At 63.6% G+C, this 14,498-nt stretch carries 16 protein-coding genes; 10 read left to right on the top strand and 6 right to left on the bottom strand.

Features of this window, described 5'->3' with window-relative positions; all coding sequences use genetic code 11:
* Nucleotides 1-201: 201 nt before the first annotated feature.
* Together RHM60_RS23560 and RHM60_RS23565 are read right to left on the bottom strand one after the other, a co-directional pair.
* Nucleotides 202-816, bottom strand: coding sequence for an NAD(P)-dependent oxidoreductase (locus RHM60_RS23560; protein ID WP_322212941.1), 615 nt, complete (start codon nt 814-816; stop codon nt 202-204).
* A 34-nt stretch (nt 817-850) separates the two neighbouring features.
* A complete protein-coding gene (locus RHM60_RS23565) occupies nt 851-1,717 on the bottom strand; it encodes an MBL fold metallo-hydrolase (RefSeq protein WP_209990002.1) in 867 nt (288 codons plus the stop codon).
* A gap of 105 nt (nt 1,718-1,822) precedes the next feature.
* Here RHM60_RS23565 and RHM60_RS23570 point away from each other — a divergent pair, with 105 nt between their 5' ends.
* Together RHM60_RS23570 and RHM60_RS23575 are read left to right on the top strand one after the other, a co-directional pair.
* Nucleotides 1,823-2,728: a LysR family transcriptional regulator gene (locus RHM60_RS23570; protein WP_322212942.1), complete on the top strand. Its 906-nt coding sequence runs from the start codon at nt 1,823-1,825 to the stop codon at nt 2,726-2,728.
* An 88-nt stretch (nt 2,729-2,816) separates the two neighbouring features.
* Nucleotides 2,817-2,993, top strand: a complete 177-nt coding sequence (locus RHM60_RS23575; RefSeq protein WP_209990006.1) for a hypothetical protein — start codon at nt 2,817-2,819, stop codon at nt 2,991-2,993.
* 32 nt (nt 2,994-3,025) lie between these two features.
* Here RHM60_RS23575 and RHM60_RS23580 read toward each other — a convergent pair whose 3' ends face one another.
* A complete protein-coding gene (locus tag RHM60_RS23580) occupies nt 3,026-3,892 on the bottom strand; it encodes a helix-turn-helix domain-containing protein (RefSeq protein ID WP_209990008.1) in 867 nt (288 codons plus the stop codon).
* A 190-nt stretch (nt 3,893-4,082) separates the two neighbouring features.
* Between RHM60_RS23580 and pobA the strand changes: the two genes are divergently transcribed.
* Nucleotides 4,083-5,267, top strand: coding sequence for a 4-hydroxybenzoate 3-monooxygenase (gene pobA, locus RHM60_RS23585; RefSeq protein WP_322214663.1), 1,185 nt, complete (start codon nt 4,083-4,085; stop codon nt 5,265-5,267).
* A 65-nt stretch (nt 5,268-5,332) separates the two neighbouring features.
* On the top strand, nt 5,333-6,850 hold the full coding sequence (locus RHM60_RS23590) for an MDR family MFS transporter (RefSeq protein WP_322212944.1): 1,518 nt from the start codon (nt 5,333-5,335) through the stop codon (nt 6,848-6,850).
* A 132-nt stretch (nt 6,851-6,982) separates the two neighbouring features.
* On the opposite strand, the gene RHM60_RS23595 is transcribed toward RHM60_RS23590, so the two are convergent.
* Both RHM60_RS23595 and RHM60_RS23600 read right to left on the bottom strand, forming a co-directional pair.
* A complete protein-coding gene (locus tag RHM60_RS23595; protein WP_209990012.1) occupies nt 6,983-7,822 on the bottom strand; it encodes a cache domain-containing protein in 840 nt (279 codons plus the stop codon).
* A 50-nt stretch (nt 7,823-7,872) separates the two neighbouring features.
* Nucleotides 7,873-8,646, bottom strand: coding sequence for a transporter substrate-binding domain-containing protein (locus RHM60_RS23600; protein WP_322212945.1), 774 nt, complete (start codon nt 8,644-8,646; stop codon nt 7,873-7,875).
* Nucleotides 8,647-8,786: 140 nt separating this feature from the next.
* Between RHM60_RS23600 and RHM60_RS23605 the strand changes: the two genes are divergently transcribed.
* The 4 genes from RHM60_RS23605 to RHM60_RS23620 all read left to right on the top strand — a co-directional run bounded on the left by RHM60_RS23605 (nt 8,787) and on the right by RHM60_RS23620 (nt 11,973).
* Entirely contained in the window at nt 8,787-9,386 is a 600-nt protein-coding gene (locus RHM60_RS23605; protein WP_209990016.1) for a class I SAM-dependent methyltransferase, read from the top strand.
* Between the two features lie 122 nt (nt 9,387-9,508).
* Nucleotides 9,509-10,642, top strand: coding sequence for a ribonuclease D (gene rnd / locus RHM60_RS23610; RefSeq protein ID WP_003233994.1), 1,134 nt, complete (start codon nt 9,509-9,511; stop codon nt 10,640-10,642).
* Complete coding sequence (locus RHM60_RS23615; protein ID WP_322212948.1) at nt 10,639-10,932, top strand: YcgL domain-containing protein; 294 nt, start codon at nt 10,639-10,641, stop codon at nt 10,930-10,932. Before rnd ends, RHM60_RS23615 begins: the two co-directional genes overlap by 4 nt.
* Nucleotides 10,933-11,040: 108 nt before the next feature.
* Entirely contained in the window at nt 11,041-11,973 is a 933-nt protein-coding gene (locus RHM60_RS23620) for a D-2-hydroxyacid dehydrogenase (protein ID WP_209990025.1), read from the top strand.
* 50 nt (nt 11,974-12,023) lie between these two features.
* Here RHM60_RS23620 and RHM60_RS23625 read toward each other — a convergent pair whose 3' ends face one another.
* On the bottom strand, nt 12,024-12,608 hold the full coding sequence (locus RHM60_RS23625) for a nitroreductase family protein (RefSeq protein WP_322212949.1): 585 nt from the start codon (nt 12,606-12,608) through the stop codon (nt 12,024-12,026).
* Nucleotides 12,609-12,760: 152 nt separating this feature from the next.
* On the opposite strand from RHM60_RS23625, the gene RHM60_RS23630 reads away from it, so the two are divergent.
* Nucleotides 12,761-13,210 carry a YcgN family cysteine cluster protein gene (locus RHM60_RS23630; protein WP_209990028.1) on the top strand — a complete coding sequence of 150 codons (450 nt, stop codon included), beginning with the start codon at nt 12,761-12,763 and terminating at the stop codon, nt 13,208-13,210.
* Between the two features lie 13 nt (nt 13,211-13,223).
* On the top strand, nt 13,224-14,444 hold the full coding sequence (locus RHM60_RS23635; protein ID WP_322212950.1) for a hypothetical protein: 1,221 nt from the start codon (nt 13,224-13,226) through the stop codon (nt 14,442-14,444).
* Nucleotides 14,445-14,498 lie beyond the last annotated feature (54 nt).

Consider the following 14,498-nt stretch of genomic DNA (forward strand, 5'->3'; position numbering starts at 1 on the left):
CAGAGCGAATCAGGCCACGTGCTGGGGGAGGGCGGCAAATCAGAAAATCACTGGAGCTATTGAAAAACTGCGGCCTGAGCCACCGCCAATCAAAGTGTGGGAGGGGGCTTGCTCCCGATAGCGGTGTGTCAGCCAAAGACGTCTCAACTGACCCGCCGCCATCGGGAGCAAACCCCCTCCCACATGTTTAACCGCGGTGTGTCAGTAGCCGACGGTGAAGCGTTGGCGCGAGTGCCTTGGGGTTTCCGCTTCGTCGATCAGTGCAATGGCGTAGTCAGCAAAGCTGATCCAGCTGCGTCCTGCGGCGCTGACCAGCAGCTCATCCTGACCCAGGCGGAATGTACCTGTGCGCGCAGCCTCCACGAATTCGGCCGATGGCGACAAAAAGGTCCAGTCCAGCTCCTTCTCCTCGCGCAGCGCTTCCAGAAACTCAGCCCCTGCACTGGCTTCGGCGCGGTATTCCTCAGGGAAACCGGCGCTATCGATCACCCGTCCACCGTCCGGCAGCAGCAGCGAACCCGCGCCGCCGACCACCAGCAGGCGGTGTACTCCGGCCTGTTTCACCGGCCCGATCACGGCGCTGGCGGGCAGGCTGGCGAAGTGCGCGGCGCTGATTACCACGTCGCTGCCGCTGATGGCCTGTTGCAAGGCCTTTGCGTCGAGTGCGTCCACTTGTTTGACGGTGACGCCTGGCTGCGCGGCGAGTTTTTCGGTGTTGCGCGCAATGGCCACCACGCTGTGCCCGCGCCGCAGCGCCTCTTCCAGCAATTGACTGCCCGCACGGCCAGTGGCCCCGATGATTGCGATCTTGCTCATGATGTTCTCCGGTTCGGTTAAGGATTGAAACGCTTCACCACTTCATTTCGCCCTTGGCGACTTTGGCGCTCAGGTCCAGCGAGCTTTCGTCGGCAAGGTCGGGGTAACGTTTTTTCATCGCCGCGATCAGGCCGGTGGAGTCCTTGGCCTTGGCGGTTTCGAGGTCGAATGCCTTGATGTAGTCAGCGGTAAAGGCCACGGAGGCCAGCGATGGCGTACCCAGGTAATGGCCCGGGACCACGGTGTTCGGCTTCAGGTCCTGAATGCGCTGCAGGGTGGTCAGCCAATCCTTGTGGGACTGCGCGCCCTGGGTGTCGGCCATCCACAGGTGAATGTTTTCGGAGACGACCACCCCGCCCACCACGGCCTTGATCGACGGAATCCACACAAAACTGCGGTCCGGCTGCGGGCCGTCGAGGCCGATCACCTGCAGTGCCTCGCCCTCAAGCGTCAGGCTATTGCCCTCAAGTACCTGCGGCACGAGGGTCTTGCCCGGCTTGTCGGCGCCCATTTTCGGGCCCCAGAACGCCAGCTTGCCGGCCACGGTCGCCTTGATATGGTCGACCACCGGCTGCGGCGCCACTACCTTGGCGTCCGGGAACGCGGCGGTGAGGGTATCGAGGCCGAAGTAGTAATCCGGGTCACCGTGGCTGATATAGATGGTGGTCAGGTGCTTGCCGCTGGCACGGATCTTCTGCACCAACTGCTCAGCCTGGCCCTTGCCGAATTGGGCGTCCACCAGTATCGCGTCCTTGGCGCCGCTGACCAGCACCGAACTCACCGGGAAAATCGCCGCTTCACCGGGGTTGTACACGTCGAGTTTCAGCTCGGCCGCCGCCGCGTGGGCGGCAAAGGCCAGGGCTGCGGTTACCAGCGTCAAGCGCTTGAAGGTTGAGAACATCGGGCAGCTCCTGCATTCGATAAGGGATGCGCACAGCTTAGTTGCCTGAAACATCACAAAAAATGCCATGCTGGGACATAGTTTGTTTCTAAAAGTGGGCAGATCATGGACCGTCTTCAGGCAATGCGCGTGTTTGTAAGCGTGGTGGAGCTGGGCAGCCAGTCGGCTGCCGCCGATCACCTGGACCTCTCGCGCCCGGTAGTGTCGCGCTACCTGGCCGAACTCGAAGACTTCGTCGGCGCGCGTCTGCTGCATCGCACTACGCGCAAGCTCAGCCTCACCGCCGCAGGCAGTGAAACCCTGCCGCGCTGCCGGCAATTGCTGGAACTGTGCAGCGACATGCAGGCCGCCGTCGGCACGCCGGATGACGCGCCGCGCGGGCTGTTGCGCCTGAGCGTGAGCACCTCGTTCGGCCAGGCGCAATTGGCCGACGCCATCGCCGCCTTCGTCAAGCGCTACCCCCTGGTGACCGTCGACCTGCAAATGCTCGACCGCACGGTGAACCTGGTGGACGAGCGCATCGACCTGGCCATCCGCACCAGCAATGACCTGGACCCCAACCTGATCGCCCGGCGCCTCACCGTCTGTCGCTCGGTGGTGTGCGCCACGCCGGCCTATCTGCTTGAGCACCCGGCACCGCAAAAAGTCGAAGAGCTGGCCCTGCACAACTGCCTGACCCACTCCTACTTCGGCAAAAGTCTGTGGCATTTCGAGGAAGGCGGTGAGCACGTCTCGGTGCCCATCACGGGCACGATCACCTCCAACGAGGCCAGCACTTTGCTGCGGGTAACACTGGCCGGGGCAGGGGTGGCGATGCTGCCCAGCTATCAGGCTGGCGATTACATTCGTCGCGGTGAGCTGGTGCGCCTGCTGCCCGAGGCCGAGCCTCGACAAATGAACATTTACGCGGTGTACGCCTCGCGCAAACACATGCCGTCAGCGCTGCGCAGCCTGCTGGATTTTCTGGTGGAGCGGTTTCCGGAAGAGCCGATCTGGGACATCGGTCTGTAAGTCGACATAAACGGTTTGAATATCGCCCAATAATGGCAACTCGCCCTGGCTGACCTATGCTTCAAACAGTCATCCAGAGGTCTGTGCCATGACCCTCAAAACCAGAAAGTACCTGACGATTTTCGCCCTTTGCGCCCTGGCCAGCGCGCTGTACGGCACGGCGGCCTACCGCGTCGAGCAAACGCGCATGCAGCCAAGCTTTGCGATCAGCTGCCACCAGGACCAATGCGTGCCGCACACCGGCAGTTTCAGTGCCTTGCGCTGATCGCGAGGCACCGAAGATCCAACCTGGCCAAGTCAATCCGACTTGAGTTGCTCGCGAAACGCCTTCGGCGAAAACCCTACGCGTCGACGAAACAATCGCGAGAAGTTGGTCGGGTCGGAAAACCCCAGCACGTCCGACATCTCGTTGATCGTCATGCTGGTATAGGTCAGCAGGCGCTTGGCCTCCAGCAACTGGCGGTCGTGCATGATCTGCAACGCCGGCTGCCCGCCCAGTTCGCGGCAGGTGCCATTCAGGTGTGACACCGAGATGCCCAGCTTGTGGGCCAGGTCCTCGATCCTGGGGTGCTCGCGGTAATGCTGCTCGACCAACTGCGTAAAGCGCCGAAAATATTCGCGCCCACGCGGGGCACGCGGGTGGCGACGCTGGATGGCCTGGCGGCTGACCCACACCAGCAGCACGCTGACCACGGCGTGCATCATCATGTCGCGGGCCGGCTGCTCGTTCACGTATTCGTCCTGCAGGCGCACGAACAGGCTGTTGAGGTAGTCGCTGTCCTTGCCGGCCGGGTAGCTGCCCAGGGTCTGCAAGCCGTCGACCGTCGCGCCCAACTGCCCCTGCAAATGGCTGATCAGCGGCGCGGACAACGTCACCACGTAACCTTCCACATCCTCGGCAAACCGAAACCCGTGCACACACAACGGCGGCAGCACCTGCAGGCTCGCTTCGCTGAGGGTGCTGCGCTGGCCTTCGATTTCCAGGTGTGCCTGGCCTTTGTGCACGTAGAGCAACTGGCACAGATCCGCGTGCCGGTGGGGCTGGATTTCCCACTGGTATTCCCGACTACGTCGCGAAATGGTTTCGCAGTGCAGCAAATCGGGGGTAGGCCACTGCAGGCTTTCCCCGTACAGCTTGAAGACTGGAATCGCGGTTTGGCTCATGGTTTCAATCCGATACTCAGGATAGTGGTGCGGTAATCGCCCCGATTGGTAAAAAGCGCAGCTTTTGGCGCAGTTTTCACCTTCTTGTAGCGGCCACTCAAGTGAAAAATGTCAGCAGCACGATCAATGACAACGCTTTCACCCGATCCGTTCGAGGTGGAACTTGCGGGCGATAAAAATAATGAAGACGCTGAAAACCCAAGTCGCCATCATTGGCGCCGGTCCTTCGGGATTGCTGCTGGGCCAGTTGCTGCACAACGCTGGCATCCAGACCCTGATTCTTGAGCGCCAGAGCGCCGACTATGTGCAGGGCCGCATCCGTGCCGGGGTGCTGGAGCAAGGCATGGTCGACCTGCTGCGCGAGGCCGGCGTGAGCCAACGCATGGACGCCGAGGGCCTGGTGCACGATGGCTTCGAACTGGCGCTCAATGGCCGGCTGACCCATATCGACCTCAAGGTACTCACGGGGGGCCAGTCGGTGATGGTCTACGGTCAGACCGAAGTCACCCGCGACCTCATGGCCGCCCGAGCTGCGGTCGGCGCCACCACGCTGTACGAGGCGCGCGACGTGCAGCCCCATGACCTGAAAACCGAGCGACCCTGGCTGAGCTTCGAGCATCAGGGCGAGATGTTTCGCCTGGACTGCGACTACATCGCCGGTTGCGACGGTTTCCACGGGGTGGCGCGGCAATCGATCCCGGCCGAATCGCTGCAGGTGTTCGAACGGGTGTATCCGTTCGGCTGGCTGGGCATGCTCTGCGACACGCCGCCGGTGCACCCGGAGCTGGTGTATGCAAGGCACCCGCGAGGTTTTGCGCTGTGCAGCATGCGCTCGCCAACGCGCAGCCGTTATTACCTGCAGGTACCCGCTGACGAGCCGGTCAGCGACTGGTCGGACGAGCGATTCTGGGCCGAATTGAAAAAACGCCTGCCCACTGAGCTGGCGGAAGCGCTGATTACCGGGCCCTCCCTCGAAAAAAGCGTCGCGCCGCTGCGCAGCTTCGTGGTCGAACCGATGCAGTACGGCCGTCTGTTCCTGCTGGGCGACGCCGCGCACATCGTGCCGCCCACCGGCGCCAAGGGCCTGAACCTGGCGGCCAGTGATGTGAGCACGCTGTATCGCATTCTGCTCAAGGTGTATGGCGAAGGGCGCGTCGACCTGCTGGAGCAATACTCGGCCATCTGCCTGCGCCGGGTGTGGAAAGCCGAGCGGTTTTCCTGGTGGATGACCTCGATGTTGCACCAGTTTCCCGAGTCCGACAGCTTCACCCAACGCATCGCCGAGAGTGAACTGGATTACTTCATCCACTCCCGCGCGGGCCGCCAGACCATCGCGGAAAATTACGTCGGACTTCCTTACGAGGCTATCGAATAGCCTGCTATCGTATCGAGCATTCCCGCAGGCCGTCTTTCCCGCGGGCCCTGCTCGAAGGTTCTGCCGTGACTCAGCTCAATCAGCCCGTTCCACCGGTTCCCGCCGTGCGCAGCATCCTCATCGCGTTGATGCTGGCGATCTTTCTCGGCGCGCTCGACCAGACCATCGTCGCCGTGTCGATGCCGGCCATTTCCGCGCGGTTCCACGACGTCGACCTGCTGGCCTGGGTGATCTCCGGCTACATGGTGGCGATGACGGTGGCGGTGCCGATCTATGGCAAGCTCGGCGACCTGTACGGGCGCCGCCCGATGATGCTGATCGGCATGGGCCTGTTCACCGTGGCGTCGCTGTTCTGTGGCATGGCGCAAAGCATGGAGCAACTGGTGCTGGCGCGGATTCTCCAGGGCATCGGCGCCGGCGGCATGATCTCGGTGAGCCAGGCGATCATCGGCGACATCATTGCGCCCCGCGAGCGGGGGCGCTACCAGGGCTACTTCAGCAGCATGTATGCGGTGGCCAGCGTGGCCGGCCCGGTGCTGGGCGGCCTGATGACCGAGTACCTGTCGTGGCGCTGGGTGTTCCTGATCAACCTGCCGCTGGGCGCCGGCGCCTGGTACGTGGCCCATCGCACCCTGCGCGGGCTGCCGGCGCCGCAGCGCAAACCGATCATCGATTACCTGGGCACCGTGCTGATGATCATCGGCCTCACCGCGTTGCTGTTGGGCATCACCGAAATCGGCCAGGGCCATGCCATGCGTGACCCGCAGGTGCTGGGCCTGCTGGTCTGTGCGCTGGTGGCGCTGTCGGTGTTCGTGTGGCACGAGCGCCGCGCCCGCGAGCCGCTGTTGCCGATGCACCTGTTCGCCAACCGCAGCGCGGTGCTGTGCTGGTGCACGATTTTCATCACCAGCTTTCAGGCGATTTCCCTGACCGTGCTGATGCCGCTGCGTTACCAGACCGTGACCGGTTCCGGCGCCGACAGCGCGGCCCTGCACCTGTTGCCGCTGGCGATGGGCCTGCCGATGGGCGCTTATTGTGCCGGGCGCCTCACCTCGGTGACCGGCCGCTACAAACCGATGATCCTCAGCGGTGCGCTGTTGAGCCCCCTGGCGATCCTCGGCATGGCCTTGAGTGCGCCGCAGGCGGTCGGGATGACGGCGTTGTTCATGGTGCTGTGCGGGATCGCCGCCGGCATGCAGTTTCCTACCTCACTGGTGGGCACGCAGAATTCGGTGGCGCAACGCGACATTGGCGTGGCCACCAGCACCACCAACCTGTTCCGCTCCCTCGGCGGGGCGGTGGGGGTGGCCTGCATGTCGGCGCTGCTGCTGGCGCTGTTACAGGATTCCAGCTTCGTCCACATGGCCAGTGGCGCGCTGGCGGCCGAAGGCAGTTCCGGCAGCGTGCTGCTCGACGGCCTCAACGCCGCCCCCGGCCCGGCGCAGGACGCCCTGCGCGCGGAGCTGGCGGTGACGTTCCGGCATTTGCTGATGGTGAGTGCGGCGGTGTCGCTGCTGGGCCTGGCGGCGGCCATTGCGATGCCCAATCAGGTGCTGCGCGGCCGCGAAGACAAAGCCGGCTGACTGATCAGCGAAGATCCATAGGTGGGAAGGGGCTTGCTCCCGATAGCAGTGCTTCAGTTAAAGCACCTGTGCCTGACACACCGCCATCGGGAGCAAGCCCCCTCCCACAAGGAACTGCATTTCAGCGCCGGATCATGGGCTGTAATAACCCACCGCCACCATGAAGTGCCCGCTCTTGCGCACATAGGCATGCTTGTTCTCGACCTTGCCGGTCACCGGGTTCTGCCAGCGGTATTTGTATTCGCCCTGGTCCTGCTCGGCCATTATTTTGAGAATGGGCTCGCCCACTGGCCTGCCGTCCGGGTCCTTGACCTTGCTGAAGTCGGTGTTGATCAGCCGCAGGGTGGTGCCATGGGCCACGTAGCGCCGGGTATTGAGGTCGACCACGAACACGTAGAGGTCGTCCTGCAGGAACCCGCCCTGCAACGAGTTGATCGATTTGAGCGTGCCCGCCTCATCCTTCACCAACGCGTTCACCGCCTTGTTGCGCAGCGCCCGCGCCTGCTCCGGGGTGGCCCGTGGCAGGTAATAGCCGACCGCCAGAATGCGCTCGCCCACCCGCTGGTAAAACACATGCTTGTGCTCGACCTTGCCGTCGTTCCAGTTCTGCCAGCGGTAGTCGGCCTGCTGCACGCCCTGGTTTTCCGGCACCTTGAGCGCGTCCTTGAACGACTGGCGCAACTCCGGGCCCAGCACTTCGGACACATCACGGCCAATCAATGCCGAGGACGGGCCGCCACTGGCCAGCAGTACGCCTTTAGTGTCGACCACGAACACATAACGGTCGTGGTCGACAAACTCCCCTTGGCGGCTGAATGCCGCGAGGGCCTTGTCACCATTGCTCTGATAGTAGGCCACGGCTTTTTGCAGCAACGCCTTGGCCGCCTCGGCGTCTTCTTCCTGCGCCGTCGCGGCATGCACCTGGCTGGCGCAGATCAGCAGCAGCCAGGTGATTCGCAGCAATGCCTTCATGTTTCATCCCTCTTTATTATTGATGTCACAGCAGCGTAGACGGACTTGGCTCAGGGCGCCGCCAGCCATTGGTTGACGATGCCGTCGTACACCCCGGTCGCCACGCTCATGTGCAGCCATTGGTCGACATAGCTTTTCCACGCCACATCATCGCGCGGCAGCAGGAAGGCTTTCTGGCTGTATTGCATTTGCCGCTCGGGGTTGACCGCGCACAGTCCGGGCTTGAGCTTTTGCTGGTAGCGCGCCTCGCTGGCGTCGGTGATCATCACGTCGGCCTTGCCGGCCAGCAGTTCGTCAAAGATCGTCACGTTGTCATGCAGGCGGATCTGCGCCTGGGCCAGGTGGGCGCGGGCGAACACCTCGTTGGTGCCGCCTGCCGGCTCGATCACCCGCACCTGCGGCTGGTTGATCTGCTCCACGGTCTGGTAGCGCTGCACATCGGCGCACCGCACCAGCGGGATCTTGCCGTCGACGCCGAGGGATTCGCTGAAGAAGGCTTTTTTCTGGCGCTCCAGCGACACCGAAATACCGCCCACGGCGATGTCGCAGCGTTGCGCGAGAAAATCCGGCATCAGGGTTTTCCAGGTGGTGGGCACCCAGTTGATCTTCGCGTTGAGGCTCTGGGCCAGGGACTCGGCCATGGCAATGTCGATGCCTTCATAGCTGCCGTCGGCGCGCAACGAGCTGTAGGGCTTGTAGTCGCCGGTGGTGCACACGTTGAGCGTGCCGCGCTGGATCACCTCATCGAGGCGTGACGGGGCGGGGTCGGCCAGGGCGGTGGTTGCCGAGCACGCCAGTACACACAGGGCCAGGGAAGCTTTCATGGGGGCGGGTCCTTGGGGCAGTTTTTTTGTAGGCGCGAGCATTGACGCGACGCCTGCGGCTTTCAACCTTTTTTTCACGTTGCACTGGTTAAGCTGTCCACCAAGGTCGTTCACTTCCGTTCCACCCTGATGAGCCCATGATGTCGCCACAACCTCCATCCTCCATCGAGATTGACTTCGCCGAGCGCTATGACCAGGAGCACGCGCGGGTCTGCGGCGACCCGCATCCGCCCAGGCTGCGGCGGCGCCTGGCGATGTGGCGCGACGAATGGCTGGTGCGCCAGGCCCTGAAAGTGGCCGGCGAACCGGGCCTGATCCTCGACCTGGCCTGCGGTTCGGGGCGATTCTGGCCGGTGCTGGGCGAGCACATCAACCGCGTGATCCTCGCCTCTGACAACTCCCAGGACATGCTCGACCACGCGCTTACCCACCACCCGGCGGCGTTGCTCAAGCGGGTCAAGACCTTCCAGGGATCAGCGTTTTCCATCGGCTTGTCGGCGAATGCAGTGGACTGCATTTTCTGCCTGGAGTTGTTTCGCCATGTGCCCAGCGCAGAAGGGCGTCTGGCGTTGCTGCGCGAGTTTCACCGGGTCAGCCGCGACACCGTGATTGTCTCCGTGCCCTCACGTACCTTCGTGGAAGGCGAATTTCGCCAGGCAGGCTTCAAGGTCCTGAAACATCAGGAATTCATGCCGGGCTCCCGGCTTTGGCGGGTTTACGTACTGCGTAAGAGGGGATAACTCCCGCCTGTCGGACTATTCTTCAGTGCCTGTCCGAGTTTTCATGATTGCCTGTGCACTGCGAATGCTCGCAAGGCCCTTTCGCGATATATACTGCGCGCCATTCTTCAAGGGAGAGCCGTGTGGCCATCGATATTCACTGGATCTGCGACAACGATAGCCTCGGCCAGCATTGCGCCGAATGGCAGCAGTTGCCATTCGTCGCCCTCGACACCGAATTCATGCGGGTCGACACCTTTTATCCCATCGCCGGGCTGATCCAGATCGGTGATGGCGTACGCGCTTACCTGATCGACCCCCTGACCATCGACAACTGGCAACCCCTGGCCGCGCTGCTGGAAAATCCGGCGGTGATCAAGGTGGTACACGCCTGCAGCGAAGACCTTGAAGTACTGCTGCGCCTGACCGGCAGCCTGCCGGTGCCGTTGTTCGACACCCAGTTGGCGGCCGCCTACCTGAACCTCGGCTTCTCCATGGGCTATTCGCGCCTGGTGCAGGCCGTGCTCGATATCGAGCTGCCCAAGGGCGAGACCCGCTCGGACTGGCTGCAGCGGCCATTGTCCGACACGCAGGTGAGCTACGCCGCCGAAGATGCGGTGCACCTGGCCGAGGTCTACATCCGCCTGCGTCCGCAGTTGTCCGACGATAAATACGCCTGGGTGCTGGAAGACGGCGCCGAACTGGTGGCCAACCTGCGCCGCGAGATCGACCCCTACGAGCTGTACCGCGATGCCAAGCTGGCGTGGAAACTGTCCCGCGCGCAACTGGCCGTGCTGCGTGAACTGTGCGCCTGGCGCGAGCAGCAGGCGCGGGCCCGCGACTTGCCGCGCAACCGCATCATTCGCGAACACTCGCTGTGGCCGTTGGCCAAATCCCAGCCGGACAATCTGGTCGCGCTGGGCAAGATCGAAGACATGCACCCGCGCACCGTGCGCCAGGACGGTCCGTTCCTGCTCGACCTGATCAAGCGCGCCGCCAGCGTGCCCATGGACCAATGGCCACCGGCCGTGGCCGAGCCGCTGCCGGTGGACGCCGCCACGCTGATCAAGCAGTTGCGCGCCCTCGGCCAGGCCGAAGCCGAACGCCTGGACATGGCGCCGGAGCTGATGCTGCGCAAGAAAACCCTCGAAGCCCTGGTCAAGAGTGGCTACCCCGATGGGCCTTATACATTGCCCGACTCGCTGCGTGGCTGGCGCCGCGCGTTGATGGGCCAGGCGCTGCTCGACAGCCTGGCCTCTGCCGGAGAACAGCCTTGAAACGTATTTGCTCCATCTACCGCAGCCTGAAAAAAGACGGCATGTACCTCTACGTGCTCAAAAGCGATGCCCTCGAGCGCGTGCCCGAGCCCCTGATGGTCGCCTTCGGCAAGCCGCATCACGCCTTCGACATGGTGCTGAGCCCGGAGCGCAAGCTGTCGCGCGAAGACATCCTGGTGGTCCTGGAAAATCTCGACAAGCAGGGCTACCACCTGCAAATGCCGCCGGCCGAGGACGAGTACATCGAACACTTGCCCGAAGAGCTGCTGCGCCGCAACGACCCGATGTGATCGGTGGGTGCCCTGCCCGGGGCACTTTCTTCAACGCAATCGTAATGAGTGGGCGGTGGCCGCAAGGATGCGGGCGGCCGTCTGCACTGTTTTTGAAAGGTTTTAACCATGCGTGTTCTGATTGCTGAACAGGATCACCCGCTCTACGCCCAACTGCTGCGCGACGCCGCGCCGGACCTTGAGGTACTGACCAGCGGCGACTCGGCCGAACTCTCGCGCCTGGCCGCCGATTGCCCGGTATGGCTGGGCCAGCCGGACCTGCTGGCGACCCTGCTGCGCCAGGGGCATCAGCCGCAGTGGCTGCAATCGACCTGGGCCGGCATCACGCCGCTGCTGGCCGACGGCCTGCCGCGCGGCTATCGCCTGACCCGTGCGGTGGGCATCTTTGGCCAGGTCATGGCCGAGTTCGTGCTCACCTATATGCTGGGCCACGAGCGTGAAGTGCTGGCGCGTCTGGTCAGCCAGGTGGAGCGCAAGTGGGACAATCGCACCGGCCAGAGCCTGGCGGGGCGCACGGCGCTGATCGTCGGCACCGGCGATATCGGCCAGCGTGTTGCCGAGTTCCTGGTGCCGTTCGGTGTGAAGCTGTACGGCATCGCCAGCACCGCGCGGGAGCAGGCGCCGTTCGTTGAAGTGGCCGCGCTTGATCAACTGGAGCGGCTGGTGGGAGAGGCGGACTACGTGATCAACCTGCTGCCCAACACGGCGCAAACCCACGACCTGTATAACGCGGCGCTGTTCAAGCAGTTCAAACCGACGGGCGTGTTCATGAACGTCGGGCGCGGCGTGGCGGTGGTCGACGCCGACCTGGTCGAGGCGCTGAAAGAAGGGCACCTGGCTGGCGCGGTGATCGATGTGTGTCGCCAGGAGCCGCTGCCGCAACGCCATCCGTTCTGGACCGCGTGGGGCCTGCTGCTGACCGGGCACAGCTCGGCGCCGACCTCGCCGTCGATGATGGTGGATTTGTTTGTGCAGAACCTGCGCGCGTATCAGGCCCGTGAAGCCCTGCGCGGTGAAGTGGACTTCGAACGCGGTTATTGACCCATCGCCAATGTGGGGAAAGTGCCTCCCCACATTGGCTGCCCGCCTGTTTACAGGCTGAAGTCGCCTTCGGACACTAATTCGCTCAACGGCTTGCGCGGGCTCGGCACTTCACGGCCCTGCAGGTAGTCCGGCAGGGTCGATTTGTCGCCCAGCTTGCCCACGGCCACCGCCGCGTGCAGCGCGTAACCCTCGGGAATCTTCAGTTCCTTGCGGGTCAATGCCTGATCGAAACCGGCCATGCCATGGGTATGCCAGCCGCTGAGGCTGGCTTGCAGCGCCAGGTGGCCCCAGGCGGAACCCGTGTCGAAGGTGTGCCACAGCGCCGGAGTTTCCTCGCTGGCGCCGGGCGCAATGAAGTCGGTTTTCGAGGCGATGATCACCAACGCCGACGCATGCTGCGCCCAGTTACGGTTGAATTCGTTGAGCAGGCCCAGGTAACGCTCCCAGTCCGGCGTGTCACGGCGCGCGTAGAGAAAGCGCCAGGGTTGCGAGTTGTACGCGGACGGCGCCCAGCGAGCTGCTTCGAAGAAACTCAGCAAGGTCTCCTGTGGAATGCTTTCGCCGGTGAAGGCGCGGGGCGACCAGCGCTCGGTGAACTGCGGGTGGATCGGGTAATCGGCAACACGTGTCATGGGGGCTCCTGATCGTCAATGTGGCGCTCAACGCTACTGCGCACTCGCCGGCCTGACAAGCTTTGTAACACCGCCAGTCGCCAGCGCTTGGTTCCAGGCGGCTTGGGCACTAGACTGGCGGCCTTTTCACCTACCGATACCGATGCAGAGCCATGGCCGCCAAAGTCGAACCCTTCTGGATACGCAAAACCCTTGAACACCTCGACCAGGAAGAATGGGAGTCGTTGTGCGACGGCTGCGGCCTGTGCTGCCTGCAAAAGCTTGAAGATGAAGACGACAACAGCGTCTATTACACGCGCATCGCCTGCAAACTGCTCGACCTGAACACTTGCCAATGCACCGATTACCCCAACCGCAGGGCCTCGGTGCCCGATTGCATCCAGCTCACCCCCGGCCAGGCCGACCAGTTCAAATGGCTGCCGCCCACCTGCGGCTACCGGCTGGTCAGCGAGCGCAAGGACCTGCCGTTGTGGCACCACCTGGTCTGCGGCGACCGCGACGCCGTGCACCACGAACGCATTTCCCAGTCCGGGCGCATGCTCAGCGAAGGCAGCGTGCCCGAGGATGACTGGGAGGATTACCTGATTTTCCGCGCGGGCTGAACCAGGAGTGGGTATGAGGGAAGTGATCAAGCTGGCGGTCGCCCTGACGCTGCTGACAATGAGCAGCTCGGCCTGGTGTGCGAAAAAGGTCGACCTGGACTATCACGTCAAGCTGCTGCCCCAGAGCGATCAGGCCGAAGTGCGCGTGAGCCTGTCCCACGGCGCGGCGGTGCGCAGCCTGAATTTCGAGCTGGGCCACGCGGGCGACTACAGCGACTTCAACGCCGACGGCCAGTGGAAGGTCACCGGCAGCCGTGGCCTGTGGCAACCCGATGCCGACAAGGCCAGCCTCACTTACCGCGTGCGCCTGAGCCATGCGCGCAAGCCGGGTACCTATGAAGCGCGGATGACGCCGAGCTGGGCGCTGTTTCGCGGTGAAGACCTGGTGCCGACCGCGCACCTGGACCAGCAGGACGGTGTCGAACTGGTCTCGCGCCTGGTGTTCGAGCTGCCGCCCGGCTGGAAAAGCGTCGAGACCGCCTGGCCGCGCATCGGCAAGCACAAATTCCGCATCGACAATGTGTCGCGCCTGTTCGATCGGCCCACCGGCTGGATGCTCGCCGGCACCCTCGGCAGCCGCCGCGTGCGCCTGGGGGACACCGACGTCACCGTGGCTTCGCCCAAGGGCCAGGCCATGCGCCGCATGGATGTGCTGACCTTGCTGACCTTCGTCTGGCCGCAGGTGGAGGCCGCGTTCCCGCGTCACCCGGCCAAGCTGCTGGTGGTGGGCGCCAGCGACCCGATGCGCCGTGGCGCGTTTGCGGCGCGCGACTCGATCTACCTCAACAGCCGCACGCCGCTGGTGAGTGAGAGCGGCAGCAGCCCATTGCTGCGTGAAGTGGTGCAGGCCATCGGGCGATTCAATGACCATGACACCAGCGACTGGATCAGCGAAGGGTTCGGCGAGTTTTATGCGATTGAGTTGATGCGCCGTGCCGGCGGGATTACCGATGAGCGCTATGCCGCAATTCAGGCGCGGCTGGGCAAGCAGGGCAAGGACGTGACCAGCCTGCGCGGCGAACACGTCAGCGGCGCCACGGTGGCGCGGGCGGTGCTGGTGTTGCAGGACCTGGACCGCGAGATCCGCGTGAAGACCCATAACAAGCGGTCCCTGGATGATCTGGCACAGGCGGTGATGCGGGCTGACAGCGTCAACACGGCGCAATTTGTGCAGTTGGCTGAAAGCATTATCGGTGAGCCATCAACGGTGCTCGATTCCAGATTACTGCACTGATCTGGAAGCACACACACCAGGGCAAATGTGGGAGGGGCTTGCTCCCGATGGCGG

This window comes from Pseudomonas sp. MH9.3 (assembly GCF_034354675.1).
Classification (GTDB): domain Bacteria; phylum Pseudomonadota; class Gammaproteobacteria; order Pseudomonadales; family Pseudomonadaceae; genus Aquipseudomonas.

Bases quoted from the DNA above. Each gene is read 5' to 3' on its own strand.
- RHM60_RS23560 (WP_322212941.1), bottom strand. From the start codon at position 816: ATGAGCAAGATCGCAATCATCGGGGCCACTGGCCGTGCGGGCAGTCAA.
- RHM60_RS23565 (WP_209990002.1), bottom strand. From the start codon at position 1,717: ATGTTCTCAACCTTCAAGCGCTTGACGCTGGTAACCGCAGCCCTGGCC.
- RHM60_RS23570 (WP_322212942.1), top strand. From the start codon at position 1,823: ATGGACCGTCTTCAGGCAATGCGCGTGTTTGTAAGCGTGGTGGAGCTG.
- RHM60_RS23575 (WP_209990006.1), top strand. From the start codon at position 2,817: ATGACCCTCAAAACCAGAAAGTACCTGACGATTTTCGCCCTTTGCGCC.
- RHM60_RS23580 (WP_209990008.1), bottom strand. From the start codon at position 3,892: ATGAGCCAAACCGCGATTCCAGTCTTCAAGCTGTACGGGGAAAGCCTG.
- RHM60_RS23595 (WP_209990012.1), bottom strand. From the start codon at position 7,822: ATGAAGGCATTGCTGCGAATCACCTGGCTGCTGCTGATCTGCGCCAGC.
- RHM60_RS23600 (WP_322212945.1), bottom strand. From the start codon at position 8,646: ATGAAAGCTTCCCTGGCCCTGTGTGTACTGGCGTGCTCGGCAACCACC.
- RHM60_RS23605 (WP_209990016.1), top strand. From the start codon at position 8,787: ATGTCGCCACAACCTCCATCCTCCATCGAGATTGACTTCGCCGAGCGC.
- RHM60_RS23620 (WP_209990025.1), top strand. From the start codon at position 11,041: ATGCGTGTTCTGATTGCTGAACAGGATCACCCGCTCTACGCCCAACTG.
- RHM60_RS23625 (WP_322212949.1), bottom strand. From the start codon at position 12,608: ATGACACGTGTTGCCGATTACCCGATCCACCCGCAGTTCACCGAGCGC.
- RHM60_RS23630 (WP_209990028.1), top strand. From the start codon at position 12,761: ATGGCCGCCAAAGTCGAACCCTTCTGGATACGCAAAACCCTTGAACAC.
- RHM60_RS23635 (WP_322212950.1), top strand. From the start codon at position 13,224: ATGAGGGAAGTGATCAAGCTGGCGGTCGCCCTGACGCTGCTGACAATG.